General features: G+C 70.6%; 19 protein-coding genes. 8 read left to right on the top strand and 11 right to left on the bottom strand.

Features of this window, described 5'->3' with window-relative positions; all coding sequences use genetic code 11:
- Positions 1-168: 168 nt before the first annotated feature.
- The 5 genes from ABTW64_RS08045 to ABTW64_RS08025 all read right to left on the bottom strand — a co-directional run bounded on the left by ABTW64_RS08045 (position 169) and on the right by ABTW64_RS08025 (position 4,962).
- Positions 169-951: an amino acid ABC transporter ATP-binding protein gene (locus ABTW64_RS08045; RefSeq protein WP_350621101.1), complete on the bottom strand. Its 783-nt coding sequence runs from the start codon at positions 949-951 to the stop codon at positions 169-171.
- Positions 938-1,597 (bottom strand): amino acid ABC transporter permease, encoded by a 660-nt coding sequence (locus ABTW64_RS08040; RefSeq protein WP_350621099.1) that lies wholly within the window; start codon positions 1,595-1,597, stop codon positions 938-940. The genes ABTW64_RS08045 and ABTW64_RS08040 overlap by 14 nt, the downstream gene beginning before the upstream one ends.
- A gap of 127 nt (positions 1,598-1,724) precedes the next feature.
- Entirely contained in the window at positions 1,725-2,528 is an 804-nt protein-coding gene (locus ABTW64_RS08035) for an amino acid ABC transporter substrate-binding protein (protein WP_350621097.1), read from the bottom strand.
- A gap of 201 nt (positions 2,529-2,729) precedes the next feature.
- A complete protein-coding gene (locus tag ABTW64_RS08030; protein WP_350621095.1) occupies positions 2,730-4,382 on the bottom strand; it encodes a hypothetical protein in 1,653 nt (550 codons plus the stop codon).
- A 34-nt stretch (positions 4,383-4,416) separates the two neighbouring features.
- Positions 4,417-4,962 carry a hypothetical protein gene (locus tag ABTW64_RS08025; RefSeq protein ID WP_350621093.1) on the bottom strand — a complete coding sequence of 182 codons (546 nt, stop codon included), beginning with the start codon at positions 4,960-4,962 and terminating at the stop codon, positions 4,417-4,419.
- A 120-nt stretch (positions 4,963-5,082) separates the two neighbouring features.
- Here ABTW64_RS08025 and purL point away from each other — a divergent pair, with 120 nt between their 5' ends.
- From purL to ABTW64_RS08000, 5 genes are all read left to right on the top strand, one after another.
- A complete protein-coding gene (gene purL, locus ABTW64_RS08020) occupies positions 5,083-7,404 on the top strand; it encodes a phosphoribosylformylglycinamidine synthase subunit PurL (protein ID WP_350621091.1) in 2,322 nt (773 codons plus the stop codon).
- Positions 7,404-7,574 (top strand): hypothetical protein, encoded by a 171-nt coding sequence (locus tag ABTW64_RS08015; protein WP_350621089.1) that lies wholly within the window; start codon positions 7,404-7,406, stop codon positions 7,572-7,574. Before purL ends, ABTW64_RS08015 begins: the two co-directional genes overlap by 1 nt.
- Before the next feature lie 13 nt (positions 7,575-7,587).
- Positions 7,588-8,310: a hypothetical protein gene (locus ABTW64_RS08010; protein ID WP_350621087.1), complete on the top strand. Its 723-nt coding sequence runs from the start codon at positions 7,588-7,590 to the stop codon at positions 8,308-8,310.
- A 159-nt stretch (positions 8,311-8,469) separates the two neighbouring features.
- Positions 8,470-9,447: an ABC transporter ATP-binding protein gene (locus ABTW64_RS08005; protein WP_350621085.1), complete on the top strand. Its 978-nt coding sequence runs from the start codon at positions 8,470-8,472 to the stop codon at positions 9,445-9,447.
- On the top strand, positions 9,444-10,232 hold the full coding sequence (locus ABTW64_RS08000; RefSeq protein ID WP_350621083.1) for an ABC transporter permease subunit: 789 nt from the start codon (positions 9,444-9,446) through the stop codon (positions 10,230-10,232). The genes ABTW64_RS08005 and ABTW64_RS08000 overlap by 4 nt, the downstream gene beginning before the upstream one ends.
- Before the next feature lie 6 nt (positions 10,233-10,238).
- Here the strand turns inward: ABTW64_RS08000 and gdhA are convergent, their stop codons facing one another.
- The 6 genes from gdhA to ABTW64_RS07970 all read right to left on the bottom strand — a co-directional run bounded on the left by gdhA (position 10,239) and on the right by ABTW64_RS07970 (position 18,382).
- Positions 10,239-11,585, bottom strand: a complete 1,347-nt coding sequence (gene gdhA, locus ABTW64_RS07995) for an NADP-specific glutamate dehydrogenase (protein WP_350621081.1) — start codon at positions 11,583-11,585, stop codon at positions 10,239-10,241.
- A gap of 182 nt (positions 11,586-11,767) precedes the next feature.
- Positions 11,768-13,213 (bottom strand): lyase family protein, encoded by a 1,446-nt coding sequence (locus ABTW64_RS07990; protein WP_350621079.1) that lies wholly within the window; start codon positions 13,211-13,213, stop codon positions 11,768-11,770.
- Positions 13,214-13,218: 5 nt separating this feature from the next.
- Complete coding sequence (locus ABTW64_RS07985; protein WP_350621077.1) at positions 13,219-15,018, bottom strand: ABC transporter permease; 1,800 nt, start codon at positions 15,016-15,018, stop codon at positions 13,219-13,221.
- Positions 15,018-16,097 carry an ABC transporter ATP-binding protein gene (locus ABTW64_RS07980; RefSeq protein WP_350621075.1) on the bottom strand — a complete coding sequence of 360 codons (1,080 nt, stop codon included), beginning with the start codon at positions 16,095-16,097 and terminating at the stop codon, positions 15,018-15,020. Before ABTW64_RS07980 ends, ABTW64_RS07985 begins: the two co-directional genes overlap by 1 nt.
- 89 nt (positions 16,098-16,186) lie before the next feature.
- Positions 16,187-17,245 carry an extracellular solute-binding protein gene (locus tag ABTW64_RS07975; RefSeq protein WP_350621073.1) on the bottom strand — a complete coding sequence of 353 codons (1,059 nt, stop codon included), beginning with the start codon at positions 17,243-17,245 and terminating at the stop codon, positions 16,187-16,189.
- Positions 17,246-17,353: 108 nt separating this feature from the next.
- A complete protein-coding gene (locus tag ABTW64_RS07970; RefSeq protein ID WP_350621071.1) occupies positions 17,354-18,382 on the bottom strand; it encodes a LacI family DNA-binding transcriptional regulator in 1,029 nt (342 codons plus the stop codon).
- 89 nt (positions 18,383-18,471) lie between these two features.
- On the opposite strand from ABTW64_RS07970, the gene ABTW64_RS07965 reads away from it, so the two are divergent.
- The 3 genes from ABTW64_RS07965 to ABTW64_RS07955 are packed head-to-tail and all read left to right on the top strand — an operon-like array spanning position 18,472 to position 20,443.
- Positions 18,472-18,852, top strand: coding sequence for a GntR family transcriptional regulator (locus ABTW64_RS07965; protein WP_350621069.1), 381 nt, complete (start codon positions 18,472-18,474; stop codon positions 18,850-18,852).
- Entirely contained in the window at positions 18,849-19,757 is a 909-nt protein-coding gene (locus tag ABTW64_RS07960; protein WP_350621067.1) for an ABC transporter ATP-binding protein, read from the top strand. Before ABTW64_RS07965 ends, ABTW64_RS07960 begins: the two co-directional genes overlap by 4 nt.
- Positions 19,754-20,443, top strand: coding sequence for a hypothetical protein (locus ABTW64_RS07955; RefSeq protein ID WP_350621065.1), 690 nt, complete (start codon positions 19,754-19,756; stop codon positions 20,441-20,443). The genes ABTW64_RS07960 and ABTW64_RS07955 overlap by 4 nt, the downstream gene beginning before the upstream one ends.
- Positions 20,444-20,488: the final 45 nt, after the last annotated feature.

Genomic DNA, 20,488 nt, shown 5'->3' with positions numbered 1-20,488 from the left:
CGAGGCATCCGGACCCCGCGCGGCCGGTAACCGTTACCGCGCAGCCCGACACCGGCGCCCCCCGGCGCCGATGTCCGGCGACATCTTCACTGGAAGAGACGCCGGATGAGCCGATCGGTCACGCGGATTCGGAGATTTTTTCCGAGCGCCCCCGTGCGCGCCCGCGGCTCAGTCGAACGGCCGCAGGATGCGGTCGAGGAACCGGCGCGTGCGCTCGTTGCGGGGCTCGCGGAAGATCTGGTCGGCGGGGCCGCGCTCTGCCACCACTCCCCCGTCGAGGAAGAGCACCTCGTCGGCCACCTCGCGCGCGAACTGCAGCTCGTGCGTGACGACGACCATGGTCCATCCCTCGTCGGCGAGCTCCTTCATCACGACCAGCACCTCGCCCACCAGCTCGGGGTCGAGCGCCGAGGTCGGCTCGTCGAAGAGCAGCAGGTCGGGCCGCAGCGCGAGCGCGCGCACGATGCCCACGCGCTGCTGCTGGCCGCCCGAGAGCTCGTGCGGATAGGCATCGCGCTTGTCCGCGAGCCCCACCCGGTCGAGCAGCTCCTCCGCACGGGCGATCGCCTGTGCGCGCGGCTCGCGCTGCACTGTGACTGGCCCCTCGATCACGTTCTGGATGACCGTGCGGTGGGGGAAGAGATTGTGCTGCTGGAAGACCATGGCCGAGCGGTCGCGGATGGCGAACCGCTGCTGCTTCGTGATGCCACCCGCGAAGTCGACCTCCGGGCCCCCGTCGAACGCGAGCGTTCCCGCATCCGGCGTCTCGAGCCCGTTGAGCGAGCGCAGCACGGTGGTCTTGCCCGATCCGGAAGGCCCGATCAGCGCCACGACCTCGCCGCGCCGCACCTCCAGGTCGACGCCCCGCAGCACCTCGTGGCCGTCGAACGACTTGCGCAGGCCCCGCGCGGTCAGCAGGGTCTCGCCGAGAACGTGCTCAGTGCGCGACATAGCGGTCCAGCCTCTTCTCGAGACGATCCTGCGCGGCGGCGAGCACCGTGCAGAACAGCCAGTAGATGAACGCGGCCTCGATGTAGATCGTCATGAACTCGTTCGAGAAGGTCGCGATGCGCTGCGCCTCCTTGAACAGCTCGGTCACGAGGATCGTCGAGGTCAGCGAGGTGTCCTTCACCAGCGAGATGAACGTGTTCGACAGCGGCGGCACGCTGACGCGGGCGGCCTGCGGCAGGATGATGCGGCGCAGCGTGGTCGCATTGCTCATGCCGACCGTGTAGCCGGCCTCCCACTGCCCCTTCGGCACCGACAGGATCGCGGCGCGCACGATCTCGGCCGCGTAGCCGCCGACGTTCATGGCCAGCGCGATGATCGCGCTCGGCCACGGGTCGAGCAGCACGCCGACCGAGGGCAGGCCGTAGAAGATCACGAACAGCTGCACCAGCAGCGGCGTGCCGCGGATGATCGACACGTACGCGCGGCCGATCCACGACAGCACGGGGTTGGGGGACAGCCGCAGCAGCGCGATGCCCACGGCGAGCACCAGGCCGGCCGCGAACGAGGCCAGGGTCAGCGGGATCGTGCCGACCAGCCCGCCCAGCAGCAGCGGCCAGAACGAGTCGAGCACCAGCTGCCAGTCCATCCGGCTCCCTTCCGTCTACGAGCATGTCCCAGTTCGCGCCCGAAACCGAACGCACGTGTCCCACTTGACGCCGTTATCCGGAGGGGATTCGGGCACCAGGTGGGACACGGATGACGCGGATCAGCCCTTACTGGGAGACGTCGGCGCCGAAGAACTGCTCGCCCAGCTCGGCGAGGGTGCCGTCTTCCTGCAGCTCGGCCAGCGCGTCGCTGACGGCGTCGGCCAGGTCGTCGTTCTCCTTCGTGAACACGAACGCCATCTCGCCGGCCTCGGGCGTCTCGGCCGCGATCTTGATCGGGGCGTCCGGGTTCTGCTTCATGTAGTCGAGGAAGGTCAGCTTGTCGTTGATCGTCGCGTCGATGCGGCCCTGCTCGAGCAGCGCGACCGACTGCGCCCAGCCCTCGACCGCCTGTACGTTCGCGCCGGACTCCTCGGCGAGCTGACCCCAGTTGCTCGACATCGACTGGGCCGTGGTCTTGCCGTCGAGGTCGTCGAACGACGCGATGTCGGTGTTGTCCTCGGGCACCACGATCACGCCGGGCGAGACGGTGTACGGCGCCGAGAAGGCGTACTTCGCCTCACGCTCGGCGTTGATCGTGACCTGGTTCGCGATGGTCTCGAAGCGCCCCGCGTCGAGGCCCGCGAAGATCGCGTCCCACGCCGTCTCCTGGAACTCGACTTCGACGCCCAGCTTCTCGGCGACCGCGCGGGCCACCTCGACGTCGTAGCCGGTCAGGTCGCCCGACCCGCCCTCGTGGAAGCTGAAGGGAGGGTACGTGCCCTCGGTCGCGACGATGAGCGTGCCGTCGGCGAGCGCGGCGGGGCCGTCAGCGCCCTCGGTGCTCTGCGCGGCGGGCTGGCCGCTGCATCCGGCGAGGGCGAACAGGGCGGCGGATGCCGCAACGGCGGTAGCGATGCGGGTGATGCGCATGACGATGGATCCTTCGTGAGGAGGGATGTGCGGGCGGTGGCCCGAAGAACAAGCTCACCATGGCGAGCCTGAAGGAGGGGAACGGATGTGACGCCGTATTTCTTCCCGCGGGGCGCGCGGGTGAGGCGGGGGTGTCGGCGGGCCGGGCCCACATGAGCGCGAGTCGTCGCTACCGGACTCCGTCACTCCAGCATCGCGCACTCATGCATCGCGGGGCTGGTCGTATGATTTCGCACCGGGCCCCGGCGCCGCGGCCAGGCCGGACTTGGCCGCGTCTCGACGGCGAATGAGCTCGCGACGCGTGCGCGCGGTGAGCAGCGTCGGGTCGGAGAACGAGGGGAACTCGACCCACTCCTCCGGGTCGTCCACGCCCAGAGCGCCGAGGTACGCGGCCGCACGGCCCGCAGGGGTCGCTCCGCGCAGGCCGAGCGCCCGCATCAGCGCCGCCTCGGAGCCCGGCTCCGCGAAGGCGTCGTTCGCGACGCCGGCGATCCACACCACGGCCGCCGCGGCGAGCTCCGGCTTGCCCTTCGCGAAGAGCCTGGGGTCGGCTTCGGCCAGCATGCCGGCGACGCCCGAGGCCGACACCGCCAGCTCGGGGTCATCCGACACCGCGGTGCAGGCCGGCTCGATGAGCGCGCGCACCGCGTCGAGTCCGGCGCGCGCACGGTCGTCCAGGCCTCGCTGATCCGGCACGACCCTCGTGATCGGCAGGGCGTCGAGGGCTTCGAGGTGGCGGCGTCCGCCGACCCGCAGCGCGAGCAGCGCGAGTTCGCGCCCCGCCGGATCGTCGTGCGGCAGATCGCCGTCCGCCTCCATCTCCACGAGGTCGAGGAACTCGGGCTCGAGCTCATCGAGCGCCTCGAGAGTGCGGGCGGTCAGCTTCGCGGGGACGCCGGCGTGCTCGTGTCCCGCGATGACCAGCGCCCGCAACGTCGCCAGGGCACCGTCGGGATCGGCGACGGCTGTCTCATCGTCCAGCAGGTGCTCCCGGAGCAGGTCTTCGACGAACGTGTCGCTCCACAGCCGGGGATCGCCGGAGCCGCTGTGCTCGCGGTTCAGCCGGATCAGCGCGCGCGCGTGGTCGGGGGCGAACGTCGCAGCGGCGAGCGCCTCGTCCAGCTCCGGATCGGCGGGCTGCCGCGGAAATCCGGATCCACCCTCGGGCAGAGCCCGCAGGATCCACGCCAGCATCGGGCGGGCTGCGGGCCAGGTGTCGGTCACGAGCGGCGGTTCGAGCACGAGGTCCTGCGCCATGGCCTGCTCGATCCGTGCCCGGGCGTCGGCGGGCGTGATCTCGACACGCGGGAACTCCTCGGCATCCACGCCCTTCGTGCCCGCGGCGAGCGCCGCCTGGAAGGTCTCGGGGGCGACGAAGGCGTCGTCGATCGTGACGCCGCCGTCGCGGTCGACGAACACCGTGGCGGTCGCGGGCGTCCCGTCGCCGAGCACGGCGCCCACCACGATGGTCGCATCGGCCCCCAGCGCGTGCTCGATGGCCGCCACACCGGTGATCTCGGGATCGTCGCCCGCCTCGAGCCAGGCGGGAAGCGTGCGCCAGCGCCCGCGCGCCTCGGCGCGGATCCGCTCGGCGAGCGCCGTGTCGGCAGCTCCCGCGCCGTCGAGCAGCGGCGCCATCGCCAGCAGCAGCGCGTCGCTCTGGCGCACGGCGTCGGCCAGCGTGCGGTCGACCATCTCGGTCAGCGTCGGCATGCCGGACACCGGTGCGCCGTTCGGATCGATCGGTCGCCGCAGCATCTCGAGCACCCGGCTGGCGTACCCGATCAGATCGAACGCGTCACCCCGCAGCGCCTCGTCGACGTTGCGGATGAGATCGAGGTCGCGTCGGGCCATGGCTCGAGCGTATCCGCGGGTCTCGGCGCGGCCCCTATACGGGCTGGACGCCCTGCTCCGGGGTCCACAGCCACTGCTGGCCGGCGTGATCGCGAAGCGTCATCCTGCCGACGCGGAACTTCTTCGTCGCACCCATGGGCTCATGTGGCCGGGCTCGCAGCCGCAGCTGATCGACCTTGTCCCACGTTCTGCTCGCCGCCGACTCGCCGGGGACGAGCGCTGTGACCTGTTGGCCCGGCACCACGATGGCGAGCTGGAGAGGCCCGGACGGCCTCGTCCAGTCCTCCGCGTCGACCTCGATGCTCACGTCATAGAAGGGGGTCGGAGCGGTGTTCGAGATGAGCAGGCCATACTGCTTGCTCTCCCACCGGATCCACCATGCCGCCAAGCTGGCCGCGTGTCGTCGAGCGTCCTGAGAGACGGCGTGATCGACCTGACGCTTCGCTATCTCCACCTGCTCAGCGGCATGCTGATTCGACTTCGCCTGCTCGTCATATGCCTTCTTCGCGTACCAGCCCGCGACTGCTGCGGCCACCACCGCGAGAACCGTCGCCCAGGCTTCGACCCACTGTGCGTCCATCGGACCAGTATGTCGGCCTGCCCCATGACCGGCCGCCGGACCCCGCCCGCGTAGACTGGACTCCCGTCCGGCCGCCCGCCTGCCCGCCGCCGCGCGGCATCGCGATCCAGGAGCTCCCGCGTGACCAACGCCACCATCGACACCGTCGCCCACGCCGCCGCCACGCCCGAGCGCGAGCAGCCCTATGAGGCGCTGGGCCTGAAGCCCGACGAGTACGCGAAGATCCGCGAGATCCTGGGCCGCCGCCCCACCTCGGGCGAGCTGGCCATGTACTCCGTGATGTGGTCGGAGCACTGCTCGTACAAGTCGAGCAAGATCTACCTGCGCCGGTTCGGGCAGAAGGTCTCGGACGAGATGACGCAGCGTCTCATGGTGGGCATGGGCCAGAACGCCGGCGTGGTCGACGTGGGCGAGGGCTGGGCCGTCACCTTCAAGGTCGAGTCGCACAACCACCCGTCCTACATCGAGCCGTTCCAGGGCGCCGCGACCGGCGTGGGCGGCATCGTGCGCGACATCATCTCGATGGGCGCACGCCCCGTGGCGGTCATGGACCAGCTGCGCTTCGGCGCGATCGACCACCCGGACACCGCCCGCGTGGTGCACGGCGTGGTGAGCGGCATCTCGTCGTACGGCAACTGCCTGGGCCTGCCCAACATCGGCGGCGAGACGGTGTTCGACTCGGTCTACCAGGCCAACCCGCTGGTCAACGCGCTCGCGGTCGGCGTCATGCGCCACGAGGACATCCGCCTCGCCAACGCCACGGGCGCCGGCAACAAGGTCGTGCTGTTCGGCGCGCGCACGGGCGGCGACGGCATCGGCGGCGCGTCCATCCTCGCCTCCGACACGTTCGCCGACGGCGGTCCCACCAAGCGCCCCGCGGTGCAGGTGGGCGACCCGTTCGCCGAGAAGGTGCTCATCGAGTGCTGCCTCGAGCTCTACGCGGGCGACCTGGTCGAGGCGATCCAGGATCTCGGGGCCGCCGGCATCTCGTGTGCGACGAGCGAGCTCGCCGCGAACGGCGGATCGGGCATGAACGTCGAGCTCACCAACGTGCTGCTGCGCGACCCGTCGCTCACCGCCGAGGAGATCCTCATGAGCGAGTCGCAGGAGCGGATGATGGCGATCGTCGCGCCCGAGAAGCTCGACGCGTTCCTGGATGTCGTGAAGAAGTGGGATGTCGAGACCAGCGTGCTCGGCGAGGTCACGGGCGACGGCCGACTCGTCATCACCTGGGACGGCGAGGTCATCGTCGACGTCGATCCCACCACGGTCGCGGTCGACGGCCCGGTCTACGAGCGCCCGGTCGCCTACCCCGCGTGGATCGACGCGCTGCAGGCCGACTCCGCCGCCGCGCTCGCCCGCCCCACGGACGGCGCGGAGATCCTGGACCAGGTGAAGAAGCTCGTCGCCAGCCCCAACCTGGCCGACACGAGCTGGATCACCAACCAGTACGACTACTACGTGCTCGGCAACACGGCCCTGGCCTTCCCCGACGACGCGGGCATGATCCGCGTCGACGAGGAGTCGGGCCTCGGCGTCTCGATCGCGACCGACGCGAACGGCCGCTACTGCCAGCTCGACCCCTACGCGGGCGCGCAGCTGGCCCTGGCCGAGGCGTACCGCAACGTCGCCGTCACGGGCGCGATGCCCACGGCCGTGACCGACTGCCTGAACTTCGGCTCGCCCGAGAACCCCGAGGTCATGTGGCAGTTCTCGCAGGCCGTCGATGGCCTGTCCGACGCGTGCCTCGAGCTGGGCGTGCCCGTCACGGGCGGCAACGTGTCGTTCTACAACCAGACCGGCGACGTGCCGATCCACCCGACGCCCGTGGTCGGCGTGCTGGGCATCATCGACGACGTCGCCCGCCGCATCCCGAGCGGATGGCAGGACGCCGGCGAGAACATCTACCTGCTGGGCACGACGGCCACCGAGCTGGACGGCTCGGCGTGGGCGGGCACCATCCACGGCCACCTCGGTGGCCGCCCGCCGAAGGTCGACCTGGCGGGCGAGCGGACGCTGGCCGAGCTGATCCAGGCGGCGAAGGACGAGATGCTCGTCTCGAGCGCGCACGACCTGTCGGAGGGCGGTCTCGCGCAGGCGCTCACCGATGCGGTGCTGCGCTTCGGCGTCGGCGCCCGCGTGTGGCTCACCGAGATCATGGAGCGCGACGGCGTGGACGCCGCCACGGCGCTGTTCTCCGAATCGACCGGCCGCGTGATCGTCACGGTGCCCCGCGAGGAGGACGTGAAGTTCCGCGGCCTGTGCGAGGGCCGCGGCTACCCCGTGATGCGCATCGGCGTGACCGACGCGGGCACGGCCGAGGAGGGTGCGGCGCTCGAGGTGCAGGATCTCTTCACCGTGCCGGTCTCGGAGCTGCGCGCCCTGTCGACCGGCACCCTGCCGGCCGCCTTCGGGCCGACCGTCGTGGAGCCCGCAGCCTGATGACCGACCCGACGCGCATCAACCACTCCGAGCTGGAGGCGGATGGCGAGGCCGCCGACCTCTACTCGGAGCGACGCAGCCGCCGGGTGCGCATCGTGGCGTGGGTCGTGATCGGCGCCCTGGTCGTCACGGGTGGCGGCGCGACGCTCCTCGCCCTCCTCTTCGGCTGATCCGGGGCGCGCCGTGGAACCGCTGTTCGACTTCCTCGGCCATTACTGGTGGCTCGCGTTCCCGCTGATGGGGGTCGCCAGCGGCTTCGGCGGCTGGTGGTCGAAGCAGTCGAAGCTGCGCCACAAGCGCAGGCTCGAGATCATCCACGCCAAGGCCGAGGCCAAGGCGCTCACGGAGGCGGCGCGCGCGAAGCCGATGCCGGCGGGCGTCGAGGAGTCGGATGCCCGCTCCCGCGCCGGGCGCCTCGAGCGGCTCATGCACGCTCACGACGACGTCACGCACCGCTGGCTCGACTATGAGCTCGACGTCGCGAAGCTGATCGCCTTCCCCACCATGAGCGACGGGCGGGAACCGCTCACCGCGGCGTTCCTGCGCGCCAAGAAGGCGGCCGACGGCCTGCGCCCCGACTCGCCCGACGCGAAGATCGACGCCGACGCGCTGGCCGAGTACCGCGACGCCGTGCACGACTACGAGGTCGCGTTCGACGTCGCCGAGCAGGATGCCCGCCGCCGGCGCGACAGCGGCTTCACCGAGCCCGAGCGCAAGCGGCTCGACCGCGCCCAGCAGCTGCTGCAGGTCGCGGTTGACCAGTCGGCGACGGCCGCAGAGCGCCAGGTGGCGTACCGTCGCGTGCGTGAGGAGCTCGACGGGCTGATCGCGCTCTCGGACGCGGCCATCCAGAACCTGGAGAGCAGGGTCGCCCCCGAGCTGCAGCAGCGGCCGCCCGAGGCCTGAGGGCCGCAGCCCGGCCCGCCCCCTCCTCCGGAGATCCCGGCATCTCAGGACCGGATCGGCGCCGATGATCCGGAGAACGCGGGATCTCCGCGTGACACCGGGGTCCTGGGGGATCCCACGGTACGACATGCCGATATGAGGGCTGGTACCGTATGCCGCGTGACGACCCCCGCGATCGAGGTGCAGGATCTGCGCAAGAGCTACGGACGCACCCCGGCGCTGCGCGGCATCGACCTGCGCCTCGAGCCCGGTGCCGTGCTCGGCCTCATCGGGCCCAACGGTGCGGGCAAGACGACGACCCTGCGCATCCTGCTCGACATCCTGCGCCCGTCGGCCGGCGTCGTGCGCGTGCTCGGCGAGGACCCGCGACGCGGCGGTCCCGCCCTGCGGCGCCGCATCGGCTACCTCCCCGGGGACTTGCGCCTCGACGAGCGCGTGACCGGACGAGCCCTGCTCTCGTTCTACGGGCGCGTGTCGAGCCCCGGCGGCCACCGGCGGGCACAGCGCCTTGCCGATCGCCTCGAGATCGACCTCTCACGGCCGGTCGGCACGCTGTCGAAGGGCAACCGGCAGAAGCTCGGCATCATCCAGGCATTCATGCACGAGCCCGAGCTGCTGGTGCTCGACGAGCCCACCAGCGGGCTCGATCCCCTCGTGCAGCGCACGTTCCTCGACCTGGTGCGCGAGGCGCGACAGGATGGCCGCGCCGTGCTGCTGAGCTCGCACGTGCTCAGCGAGATCCAGCAGGTGGCGGATGACGTGGCCGTGCTCGCGGACGGGCGCATCATCGCCACGGGCGATGTCGAATCGTTGCGCCGGGGGGCGGCACGCCGGGTGCGAGCGGTGTTCGGCGGCACCGACTCGGACGGCGTGTGGGACCAGATCTGGCAGCTGCCGCTGCGCGAGACCTCGCTGAGCGATGAGCCGGACGGCGTGCACCTGGAGGCGCTGTACGACGGCGACCTCGACGCCTTCATCAAGACGATCTCGTGGCTCGAGACCCGCGAGCTCGACATCCAGGAGCCCGACCTGGAGGACGCGGTGCTGCAGCTCTACAGCCGCCCCGAGGTCGCCGATCCGGAGACCGGCCCGCTCGACCTCGGGGCGCTCTTCGGCGAGAAGGAGGAGGGCGCGTGATCCCGGTGCTGCTGCGCGAGCTGACGCACTCGTGGCGCTCGACGGCCCTGTGGTCGCTGGCGATCGTGGGCATCCTGTGCCTCTATCTGCCGCTGTACCCGAGCCTGGCGAGCGGCGACATGCAGCAGCTGCTCGACGCGCTGCCGCCGGATCTCGTCGCGACGCTCGGCTACGACGACATCACGTCGGGCGCCGGGTACACGCAGGCCACGTTCTTCGGCCTGATGGGCTTCTTCCTCGTCACGGCGGCATCGGTCGCGTGGGCATCCCAGGCGATCGCCGGGCACGAGCAGTCGGGCCGGCTCGAGCTCGACCTCGCCCACGGCATCGGGCGCGCCGCCTACGTGGGCGGGCAGTCGCTGGCCCTGGTCATCCGGGTGCTCATCCTCGTGGCGGTGGGCGTCGCGACCGTGCTGGTCCTCGACGGCTCGGCCCAGCTCGACCTCGCGCCGGGCGCCGTGATCGTCGCGGGCTCGGCCCTCGCCGGCCTCGCGCTGTTCTGCGGCGCATGGTCGCTGCTGGCGGGGGCCGCGATCGGCGGCAAGGCCCTGTCGGCCGGCGTCGGCGCATTGGTGGCGGTGCTCAGCTACGCCTTCAACGCCCTCGCCGCGCAGAACCCTGACGTCCAGTGGCTGGGTGACCTGTCGGCGTACCACTGGGCGTTCGCGGATGACCCGCTCAAGGGCGGCACGACTCTCGCCGACCAGTGGCCGCTCTGGCTCTTCGTGGTCGTGTTCCCGCTGACCGCCATGGTCGCCCTCCGCGAGCGCGACCTGCGCGGCTGAGCCCGCTCAGATGACACCGAATGCCAGCATCGCGTCGGCGACGCGCGTGAAGCCCGAGATGTTGGCGCCTGCGACGTAGTCTCCCGGCATGCCGTACTCGTCAGCCGTGGCGAGGCAGCGGTCGTGGATCGAGCGCATGATGCCCTGCAGCCGCTCCTCGGTGTACTCGAACGACCAGGAGTCGCGTGAGGCGTTCTGCTGCATCTCGAGCGCGCTGGTCGCCACACCGCCGGCATTGGCGGCCTTGCCCGGGGCGAACTTCACCCCGGCCTCGCGGAACGCGCGGATCGCGCCCGGTGTCGTGGGCATGTTGGCGCCCTCCGAGACGACGCGCACACCGCCCTTGATCAGCGCACGCGCACCGTGTTCGTCGAGCTCGTTCTGCGTGGCCGCGGGCACCGCGATGTCGGCCGCGACGTCCCAGATCGAGCCGTTGTCCACGAAGGAGGCACCGGTCCGTGCGGCCGCGTACTCGCTGATCCGCGCGCGACGCACCTCTTTGATCTCCTTGAGCAGCTCCACGTCGATGCCCGTGTCATCGACCACGTAGCCGCTGGAGTCGGAGACCGCGACGACGGTGCCGCCGAGCTGATGCACCTTCTCGGTCGCGTAGATCGCGACGTTCCCCGATCCGGACACCACGACGCGCTTGCCCTCGAACGAGTCACCGGCGGCGTGCAGGATCTCCTGTGCGAAGAACACCGCACCGTAGCCGGTCGACTCGGTGCGCACCAGCGAACCGCCCCAGCCGATGCCCTTGCCCGTCAGGACGCCCGACTCGTAGCGGTTCGTGATGCGCTTGTACTGGCCGAAGAGGTAGCCGATCTCACGGCCGCCGACACCGATGTCGCCTGCGGGAACATCGGTGTACTCGCCGATGTGGCGGTACAGCTCCGTCATGAACGACTGGCAGAAGCGCATGATCTCGGCGTCCGAGCGGCCCTTGGGATCGAAGTCGGAGCCCCCCTTGCCGCCGCCGATCGGCAGGCCGGTGAGCGCGTTCTTGAAGATCTGCTCGAAGCCGAGGAACTTCACGATGCCGACGTTGACCGACGGGTGGAACCGCAGACCGCCCTTGTAGGGCCCGAGGGCCGAGTTGAACTCGACGCGGAAGCCGCGGTTCACCTGGGCCCGCCCCGCGTCGTCCACCCACGGCACCCGGAAGATGATCTGCCGCTCCGGCTCGCACAGACGGCGAATCACGTCGGAGTCGACGTAGTGGCTCTCACGCTCGACCACGGGGCCGAGGCTCTCGAGGACTTCGCGGGCGGCCTGGTGGAACTCAGCTTCACCGGCGTTGCGACGCACGATCTCCTCGAAGACCGGCACCAGGTGGTCGTGCAGCTGCGGCATGGGGCTCTCCATCAGCGTCGAGCGCAGTCCCGTGGGGGGAGGAACTGCGCAGGGGCCAGCCCCCAGAGCGCGCGACCGGCGCAGGGACGGCCGCCCAGGGCGGCCGCGACGAGGAGGCTTCCGCGGCGGATCCGTCGCGGGACACCCCCACCGTATCCCGTGGCAGAGCCCGCGGTCGCGCGTCACTCCGCTGCGACGGCCTCGCGCGCGCGGCGCGCGGCCTCCCGCGCGATCTGCGGGGCCAGGCCGACGTGACCGGCGGGGTCGAGCAGCGCGCGGATGCGCGCCGGCGGCAGGGCGACCGTGACGCGCGGATCGGCGACGAGCAGCTGCTCGAAGTCGGCGCCCTCGGTCGCGCAGCGCATCGCTGCCTCGTACACGATGCGGTGAGCCTCGTCGCGGCCGATCTCCTCGCCGAGCGCCAGCATCACGGCCTCCGACCCGATCAGGTTTCCGCTCAGCTCCAGGTTGCGGCGCATCCGCTTCGGGAACAGCTCGAGCCCTTCCAGGATGACCTTGAGCCGCATCAGCATGTCGCCCATCGCGATGAGGCTGTCCTGCATCGCGGCATCCAGCTTCGCGGTCGCGCCGCCATCCGCCTCGTGCGGATGCACGATCGCCGCCACGGCCTCCGGGGCCTTCGCGCGCACGAGGGCGGCCAGGTCGAGCACATCCGCCGACAGCTTGGGGTTGCGCTTGTGCGGCATGGTCGAGCTGCCCACCGAGCCGGGCGGCACGGGCTCGGAGACCTCGCCGAACTCGGTCTGCATCATGGTCTCGACCTCGATCGCGATGCGCCCGCACGAGGCGGCGACGATCGCCAGGTCGGAGATGTAGCCCGACTGCGGCGACAGCAGCGCGCGCGACGGCACGGGCATGGGCTCGAGCCCCAGCAGATCGGCCACGCGGCGCTGCACCTTGGGCCCCACCTCGCCGAGCGACGCGAAGCTGCCCACGGCGCCGGCCATCATCACGCGCAGGCACGGCCGCACGCCATGCTGGATGCGGTCGTGTCCGCGCAGCAGGTCGTCGATCCACGTCGCGACCTTGAGACCGAAGGTGATGGGCACGGCGTGCTGCCCGTGCGTGCGCCCGGGCATGATCATGGTCGCCGAGCGCTCGGCCAGATCGGCGAGCGCCGCGAGGCAGTCGAGCATCAGGCGGCTGACGATCGCGTGCGCGCGGCCGATCAGGATGGCGTGCCCCGACTGCATGATGTTCTGGCTGGTCGCCCCCCAGTGCACCCATCCCCCGGCGCCGTCGCCTGCGGCGTGCGCGAGCTCCTCGATCAAGGGCACGAGCGGGTGTCCCTGCGCCCGCATGCCGGCGATCACGCGGTCGCGGTCGAGCTGCGCGAGACGGCCGACCTGGGCGATCCGGCGCGCGGCGTCCTCGGGCACGATGCCGACCTCGGCTTCGGCGCGCGCGAGCGCGACCTCGACGTCGAGCCACGACTGCCAGATGCTCTCGGTCGTGTACAGCGCGCGGATGCCGGCATCCGGAACGCTGTAATCGGTGAACCGGCCCGCGTCACCCGCGGCCTCCGCGATGGTCAGGTCGCTCGCGAGCGACCCCAGCGAAGAGAGCGCCGGGTCAGGCGGGACCGGGATGGGCGCCGTGTCGCTCATGGCGCTCATGCTACGGCGGTGGCGGGCAGTGCGGCCCCGCCCGCGGCGGCCGTAGGCACCGCCGCGGCCGTGCGCCGGGGTCCGCGCTCGATGAGGTTCACCACCACGAGCACCACGAAGATGATGCCGATCTGCAGGGCGCCGTATGCGGCAGCCGAGCCGAGGTCGGCCGAGTAGAGGCGGTTGTAGATCTCGATCGACATGGGCGGGTAGCCGACGGGGTAGACCACCGCCGACGCGACGTACTCGCCGACGCCGTCGATGAAGGCGAGCAGCGCCCCGGCCAGCACGCCCTTCCACACGAGCGGCATGACGACGGTCATGATCGACCGTATGGGCGATGCGCCCAGCGACTGCGCGGCCTCGTCGACCGACGGGTCGATCGTGTCGATCGACGCGCTCGTCTCGCGGAACACGAGCGGCACGTAGCGCACGAAGTACGCGACCGGCAGGATCAGCAGCGAGCCGACCAGCACGAGCCCCAGGTTCGACCACGTCGGGGTCGCGAAGGCCGTCACCACGTTGACGCCGATGACCGTGCCCGGCAGCGCCCACGGCACCATCACCATCGCGTCGAGCAGACCGCGCCCGCGCGCCAGGGGCCATCGGGAGATGATCCACGCGGCGGCGGCGCCGATCACCACCGCGACGAGCGTGGCGTAGAACGCCATCTGCAGCGACACGTTGATCGGGAACAGCGCCTCCGGGTCGGTGAAGATCGACAGGTAGTTGTCGAGCGTGTACTCGGGCGGCAGCACCTGGGTCGTCCAGCTGCGGTTGCGCGAGAACGACACCAGCACGATCGCCGCGACCGGCGCGATCAGGATGAGCGACAGGATGAGACTGCCGATGCCCGCGAGGGCGGACGTCCATCCGGTCGTGCGGGTGCGAGATCGCTGGATGCCTTTCGAGAGGCTGCGGTACGTCTGCCGCCCCTGGTACCACCGCATCAGGAACAGGAAGCCGATCGAGACGACCGCGAGCACGGTGGACTGCGCGGCGGCGAGCTCGTAGTTGCCGCCGACGCGGGTCGAGACGATCTGCATCGTCAGCGTCTGCACGTTGTACAGCTGCGGCGCCGTGAAGGATGCCATGGAGGTCATGAACGTCAGCAGCGCTCCGGCGACGAGGGCCGGCGTGAGCATGGGCAGCACGATGGTGGCCCACACCTTCCACTTCGGGGCGCCCAGCCCGGCCGCCGCCTCCTCCAGCGACGTGTCCATCCCCGCCAGGCCGGCCGACACCGACAGGTAGAAATACGGGTACATCGTGAGCACGTGCACCAGCAGCACGCCACCCACGCCCGTGACGGAGACGAGCCCGGCGTCGATGCCGAGCAGCGCCTCAGCGGCGCGGGGGAAGATGCCGGTCTCGTTGTACAGCAGCGTGAACGCGATGGCGCCGATCAGCGAGGGCAACGCGAGGGGCAGCACCGCGAGCACCGACAGGATGCGCCGCCCGGGGAAGTCGAACCGCGTGAGCAGGACCGCCAGCGCCGTGCCGACGATGGCGCACAGCACGACCGTGGCGAGCGAGGTGCCGATCGATGTCACAAGGGCGCGCTGCGATCCGCCCGAGATGAAGTTGGCATAGTTCGCCCAGAAGCCGTTGCCGCCCGTGCTCTGCGCCGCGGTCTGCAGCATGGGCAGCACGACGAAGAAGACGATGACGGCGAACACGGGCAGCGCGAGGAAGACGATGAAGCGCTCGCCCGGCGTGAGCCGGCGCTTCCGGCGGCGGCCGCCAGGCGAGGGCTGCGCCGCGAGAGCCGTGACCTCGGTCTGTGTGGAGACGGCGTGCGACATCAGGCCCGCCCGGTGGCCGACTCGGGGATGAGCCACCCCGCTCGCCGATCGACGGCCAGGCCGATGCGGGTGCCCGCCTCGACGTCGATGTCGGGTGTGGAGACCGCGACGGACGAGCCCGCGACGTCGACCTCGAGCATCGCGGTGGCACCGAGGTACTCCTTGGCGGTCACGATGCCGTGGAGTGCGGCGTCGGCCTCGCCGACCACGCGCAGCACCTCGGGGCGCAGCGACACCTCGACGTGCTGCCCGGCCGCGACAGGCACCTCGGGGTGACGGCGCACGGTGAGCTCCGCGTCACCGACTCGCACGGTGGCGGTGTCGGACGCGGCATCCCGCACCAGACCCGGGACGACGTTGCTGCGGCCGATGAAGCGGGCCACGAACGCCGTGGCGGGCTCGCTGTAGATCCGCCGCGGCGTATCGACCTGGTGCGCGCGACCGTCCGCGAGCACCGCGATGCGGTCGCTCATCGCCATCGCCTCGGCCTGATCGTGCGTCACGTAGACCGCCGTCGTCGCCGCCGCCTTCTGCACCTCGCGGATCTGCATGCGCGTCTCCTCACGCAGCTTTGCGTCCAGGTTCGAGAGGGGCTCGTCGAGCAGCAGCACCTCCGGCTCGATCACGATGGCGCGCGCCAGCGCGACGCGCTGCTGCTGACCGCCCGAGAGCTGGTCGATGCGCCGGTCGCCGTATCCCGAGAGGCCCACGCGCTGGAGCGCCTTGTCGACCTTGGCCTTGCGCTCGCTGCCCCCGACTCGGCGCAGCTTGAGGCCGTAGGCCACGTTGTCGGCGACGCTCATGTGCGGGAACAGCGCGTAGTTCTGGAACACCATCCCGATGCCGCGCTTGTGAGCGGGCAGCCGCGTCACGTCCTGGTCGCCGAACACGATCGCCCCCTCCGTCGGCGACACGAAGCCGGCGATCATGCGCAGGAGCGTGGACTTCCCGCAGCCGGACGGACCGAGCAGCGTGAAGAACTCCCCGGCCTGCACGGTGATGTCGACGGTGACCGTCGGCGCGGCGCCCGGCTGCTCGCCATACGTCTTGCTGAGGCCATCGAGATGGATCGGGATCACGTCATCCTCGTCTTTCGGGGGGTGCATGCGTCGTCGCGGTGCAGGAGAAGGCCGGCCGGGCGGCGACACTCGCCCGGCCGGCCTCGGCCTCAGCCCTGGTTCTTGATGTTCTCGAGCCAGTAGTCGATCCACTCGCCCTCGTGCTCGGCCACGAGCTCCTTGTCGTACTCGAGCTCCTTCAGCGTCAGCGGCTCGAGCCACGCCGGCGGGTCGTCGATCTCGACCGTGGGGATCTGGAAGGCGTTGTTCACGAGCCAGTCCTGCGTCTCCGGGCTGAAGATGAACTCGGCGAACGCCTCGGCGCCCTCCGGGTTGGGCGCGCCGGCGACCTTCGCGATGCCGTCCATGTTGATGGGCGATCCGGACGCGGGCTCGATGATGCCGAACGCGGCGCCCTGCTCTGCCTGCGCCAGGATGTCCTGGTGGTTCCAGAGGGTGATCGGGGCCTCCTGACGCTCGAGGCGCAGATACAGGTCCTCGGGATTGGCCGCGTAGTCCTTGGTGTTGGCGTCGAGCTTGCGCAGCCAGTCGTAGCCGCGCTCCGGGTCGCCGTCCTGCTCGTAGAAGCGGGCGATTTGGGCCGCGTAGATGCCGCGCATGGTGCCGGATGCGGCCACGTCGCGGATGAGGATTTGGTCCTTCCACTGGGGGTCGACCAGGTCGTCCCAGTCCTTCGGCGCCTCGTCCTCGCTGAGCATGTCGGTGTTGTAGGCGATCAGCTGCAGCTGGCGCATCTCGGCCACCCACTTGTCGTCGTCGAACTGGAACTCGTCTTCGACGAGGTCGAGCACTCCGTCGCCCCACGGCTCGACGAGATCCTCGTTCGCGGCGGGGGTGAACAGCGACGGCGTGCCGCCCCACCACACGTCGGCCTGCACGTTGTCCTTCTCGGCGCGGATGCGGTCGGCGACCTCGGCCGCGCCGAGGGTGACGAGCTGCACGTCGTAGCCCGACTGCTCCTCGAACATCGGGATGATCTCATCCGTGATGGCCGATGGACGAGGCGAGTAGATCGTGACGGTCCCCTGGCTCTCGCCATCGGCGCCGCCGGTCGCTCCGCCTCCTCCCGGCTGCTCGAGACCGCACCCGGTCAGACCGAGACCGAGCACGGTGATCGCCGCACCCGCGGCGAGGATCCTACGGTTCATTCCAGGTGCCCCCTTTGGCGCTGGTTCGTGTGGTGCACGTCGTGATGCACGGATGTGATGGATCGATCCACCAACTGCAGGTCAGGGTGCCAGAGGCGTCAGAGAGTGTCAAATCGGGCGACGCGCCTCGGCTGCGGGCTCGTGGGCCCCGCACGACTCCCGCACGATCAAGCGCGGGCGCTGCAGCTGCGACGCCGGCGCCCGACCGCCCTCCAGCGCGCCGATCAGCTCCTCCGCGGCCTGTCGCCCCAACGCGTAGCCGTTGGTCGCGACGGTCGTGAGGGCGGGAATCCAGTAGCCGGTGGCCGCGACGCCGTCGTAGCCGATCACGCGCACATCGCCGGTGCGTCCCGCCTCGTGCAGCGCGCGCTCGAAGCCCATGGCCACGGCGTCGCCGTGACACAGCACCCCGTCGGGCATGGCGCCCTCACGCAGCAGCCTGCGGCCCAGCTCGAGCCCGCCCTCGCCGCTCGGCTCTCCCACCCAGTCGACCAGCGCCACATCGGCGCCGCGCGCCTCGATCGCCTGCCGCACCCCCGCGATCCTGTCGATGCGGGACATCACCTCGGGATTGCCGCCGATGTAGGCGAGCGTGCGGCAGCCATGGTCGAGCAGGTGCTCACCGGCGAGCCGCCCGCCGAGCACGTCATCCGGCCCGACGTACGGACGGTCGTAGCCGCGCACATAGCGCGACACGAAGACGCTGGGCACATCCCAGTCGTCCAGCGCGCGCAGCAGCTCCGGCCCGCTGCCCGTCGCCGGGATCATGGCGAGCCCGGCGACACTGTGCTCGCGCAGCGTGCTCACGGCGCGAGCCTGCCGGTCGAGACGGTCCATGGTCGAGACCACCAGCGACGTATAGCCGGCCTCCGTGAAGGTCGACTCGAGCCCCAGCAGCAGCTCGCCGAAGTGCGGGCGATGGATGTTCGTGACGACCACCCCCACCGCACGCGATGTTCTTCGCCGCAGCGCGCCGGCCGCCTGGTGGTAGACGTAGCCCAGTTCCGCCATGGCGGAACGCACTCGCTCACGCGTCTCGTCGGAGATCCGCCCGGTGCCCATCACGACGTTCGACGCGGTCGTGCGCGAGACGCCGGCCGCCTTGGCCACGTCCCGCAACGTCACACGGCGGTCCATGACGGCCACCGTAGCCGATCGCCCCTTGACACCCGCCCACCACCATGGTTACCTACTCAAGTAACTAACCAGCCAACCGGGGGTGCGGGTTGATCGAAGAGGGAAAGCCGCTGTTCGTGCAGATCGCCGAGCAGATTGAGGACTCCATCGTGGACGGCAGCCTCGCCGAGCAGTCGCAGGCGCCGTCGACGAACGAGCTCGCCGCCTTCTACCGCATCAACCCCGCCACCGCCGCGAAGGGAGTCGCGATGCTCGCCGACAAGGGCGTGCTGCACAAGCGCCGTGGCATCGGCATGTTCGTCTCCGACGGCGCGCGCGAACTGCTTCTGCGCGAGCGGCGCGGAGCGTTCGCGGACCGCTACGTCGCCCCCCTTCTCGCCGAGGCCCGCAAGATCGGCCTCGGCCCCGACGACCTCGCCGCGCTCGTGCGCGAGCACGCCGCGCAGACCTCCACAGGAAAGGGATCATGACCGCCGTCATCCAGGTGAGGAACCTCACCAAGCGCTACCGCGACAAGCTCGCGCTCGACGACGTCAGCTTCGACATCGAGAAGGACGCCATCTACGGCTTCCTCGGCCGCAACGGCGCGGGGAAGACGACGGCGATGTCGATCCTGACGGCGCAGAACTTCGCGACATCCGGATCCGTACGGGTGTTCGGCGAGCATCCGTACGAGAACGCCCGCGTGCTGAGCCGCATGTGCTTCGTCCGCGAGAGCCAGAAGTACCCGGACGACGCGACGCCGAAGCATGCGCTCGCGTCGGCTCGGCTGTTCTTCCCCAGCTGGGATCAGAACCTCGCCGAGCGGCTGGTCGACGACTTCCAGCTGCCCCTGCGGACCCGCATCAAGAAGCTGTCGCGGGGCCAGCTGTCTGCCGTCGGCGTGATCATCGGCCTCGCGTCGCGCGCCGAGATCACCTTCTTCGACGAGCCGTACCTGGGGCTCGACGCGGTCGCCCGGCAGATCTTCTACGACCGCCTGCTGGCCGACTACGGCGAGCACCCCCGCACGATCCTGCTCTCGAGCCACCTGATCGACGAGGTCGCCAACCTGATCGAGCGCGTCCTCGTCATCGACCAGGGGCGCGTCATCATGGATCAGTCCGCCGACGACGTGCGCGACCGCGCCGTGAACATCGTCGGCCCGACGGCCGCCGTGGAGCAGTTCATCCACGGTCGCGAGGTGCTGCACCGCGAGAGCCTGGGCAGCGTCACGTCGGCGACCGTCGTGGGAAGCCTGGGCGCGGAGGAGCGGGCAGAGCTTGCGCGTTCCGGGTTGGACCTCGCCCCGGTGTCGCTGCAGCAGCTCATCGTGCGCACGACACAGCGCCACACCGACCGATCGCCCGCGACCGCCGAGGAGGCACTCCGATGAACAGTCGCATCCGCAACGTCGTCCGGCTCCAGTTCATCAACACGCAGACGTACCTGTGGGTGCCGCTGCTGGTGCTGGGAGGGGCCCTGCTGCTCAACATCGCGATCTTCGCGATCATCCCCACAGGGGGGCCGAAGTACACCGGTGGCGCACAGGCCCCGATGTGGTACTTCCTGGCCGTCGGCATCCAGGCGCTGACGCTGTCGTTCCCGTTCTCGCAGGCGATGAGCATCACGCGCCGCGAGTTCTACCTCGGCACGCTTCTGGCGGCGGCGATCGCCGCGGCCATGCTGTCGACCCTGTTCGTGCTGCTCGGCCTGATCGAGCTGGCGACCGACGGCTACGGCATCGGCGGGTACTTCGCGCACCTGCCGGACGTCTGGCAGCAGGGCTGGTGGGCCGCCTGGATCGTCTTCTTCGTGCTGACGATGCTCTTCTTCGTCCTGGGCTTCTGGTTCGCGACGATCTACAAGAAGGGCGGCCCGCTGGCACTGACCGTGGTGCTGCTGGCCGTGGGCCTGGCCGGCATCGGCGCGCTGTATGTCATCGGTCGCCTCGACGCCTGGACCGCGGTCGGAGCCTGGTTCGGCAGCGTCGGGGTGCTCGGGCTCGCGCTGTGGGGCGTGCCGCTGACCGCCGTGCTGGCCGTCGGCTCGTACCTCACGCTGCGCCGCTTGACGCCCTGACCGAATGCCCGCAGGCGGCCCGCTCCCCATCCCGGGGGCGGGCCG

This window comes from Microbacterium sp. NPDC096154, from assembly GCF_040302945.1.
Classification (GTDB): Bacteria; Actinomycetota; Actinomycetes; order Actinomycetales; family Microbacteriaceae; genus Microbacterium.
The sequence above is the reverse complement of the archived record's forward strand: the minus strand, read 5'-3'. Positions and strand labels throughout refer to the sequence as shown.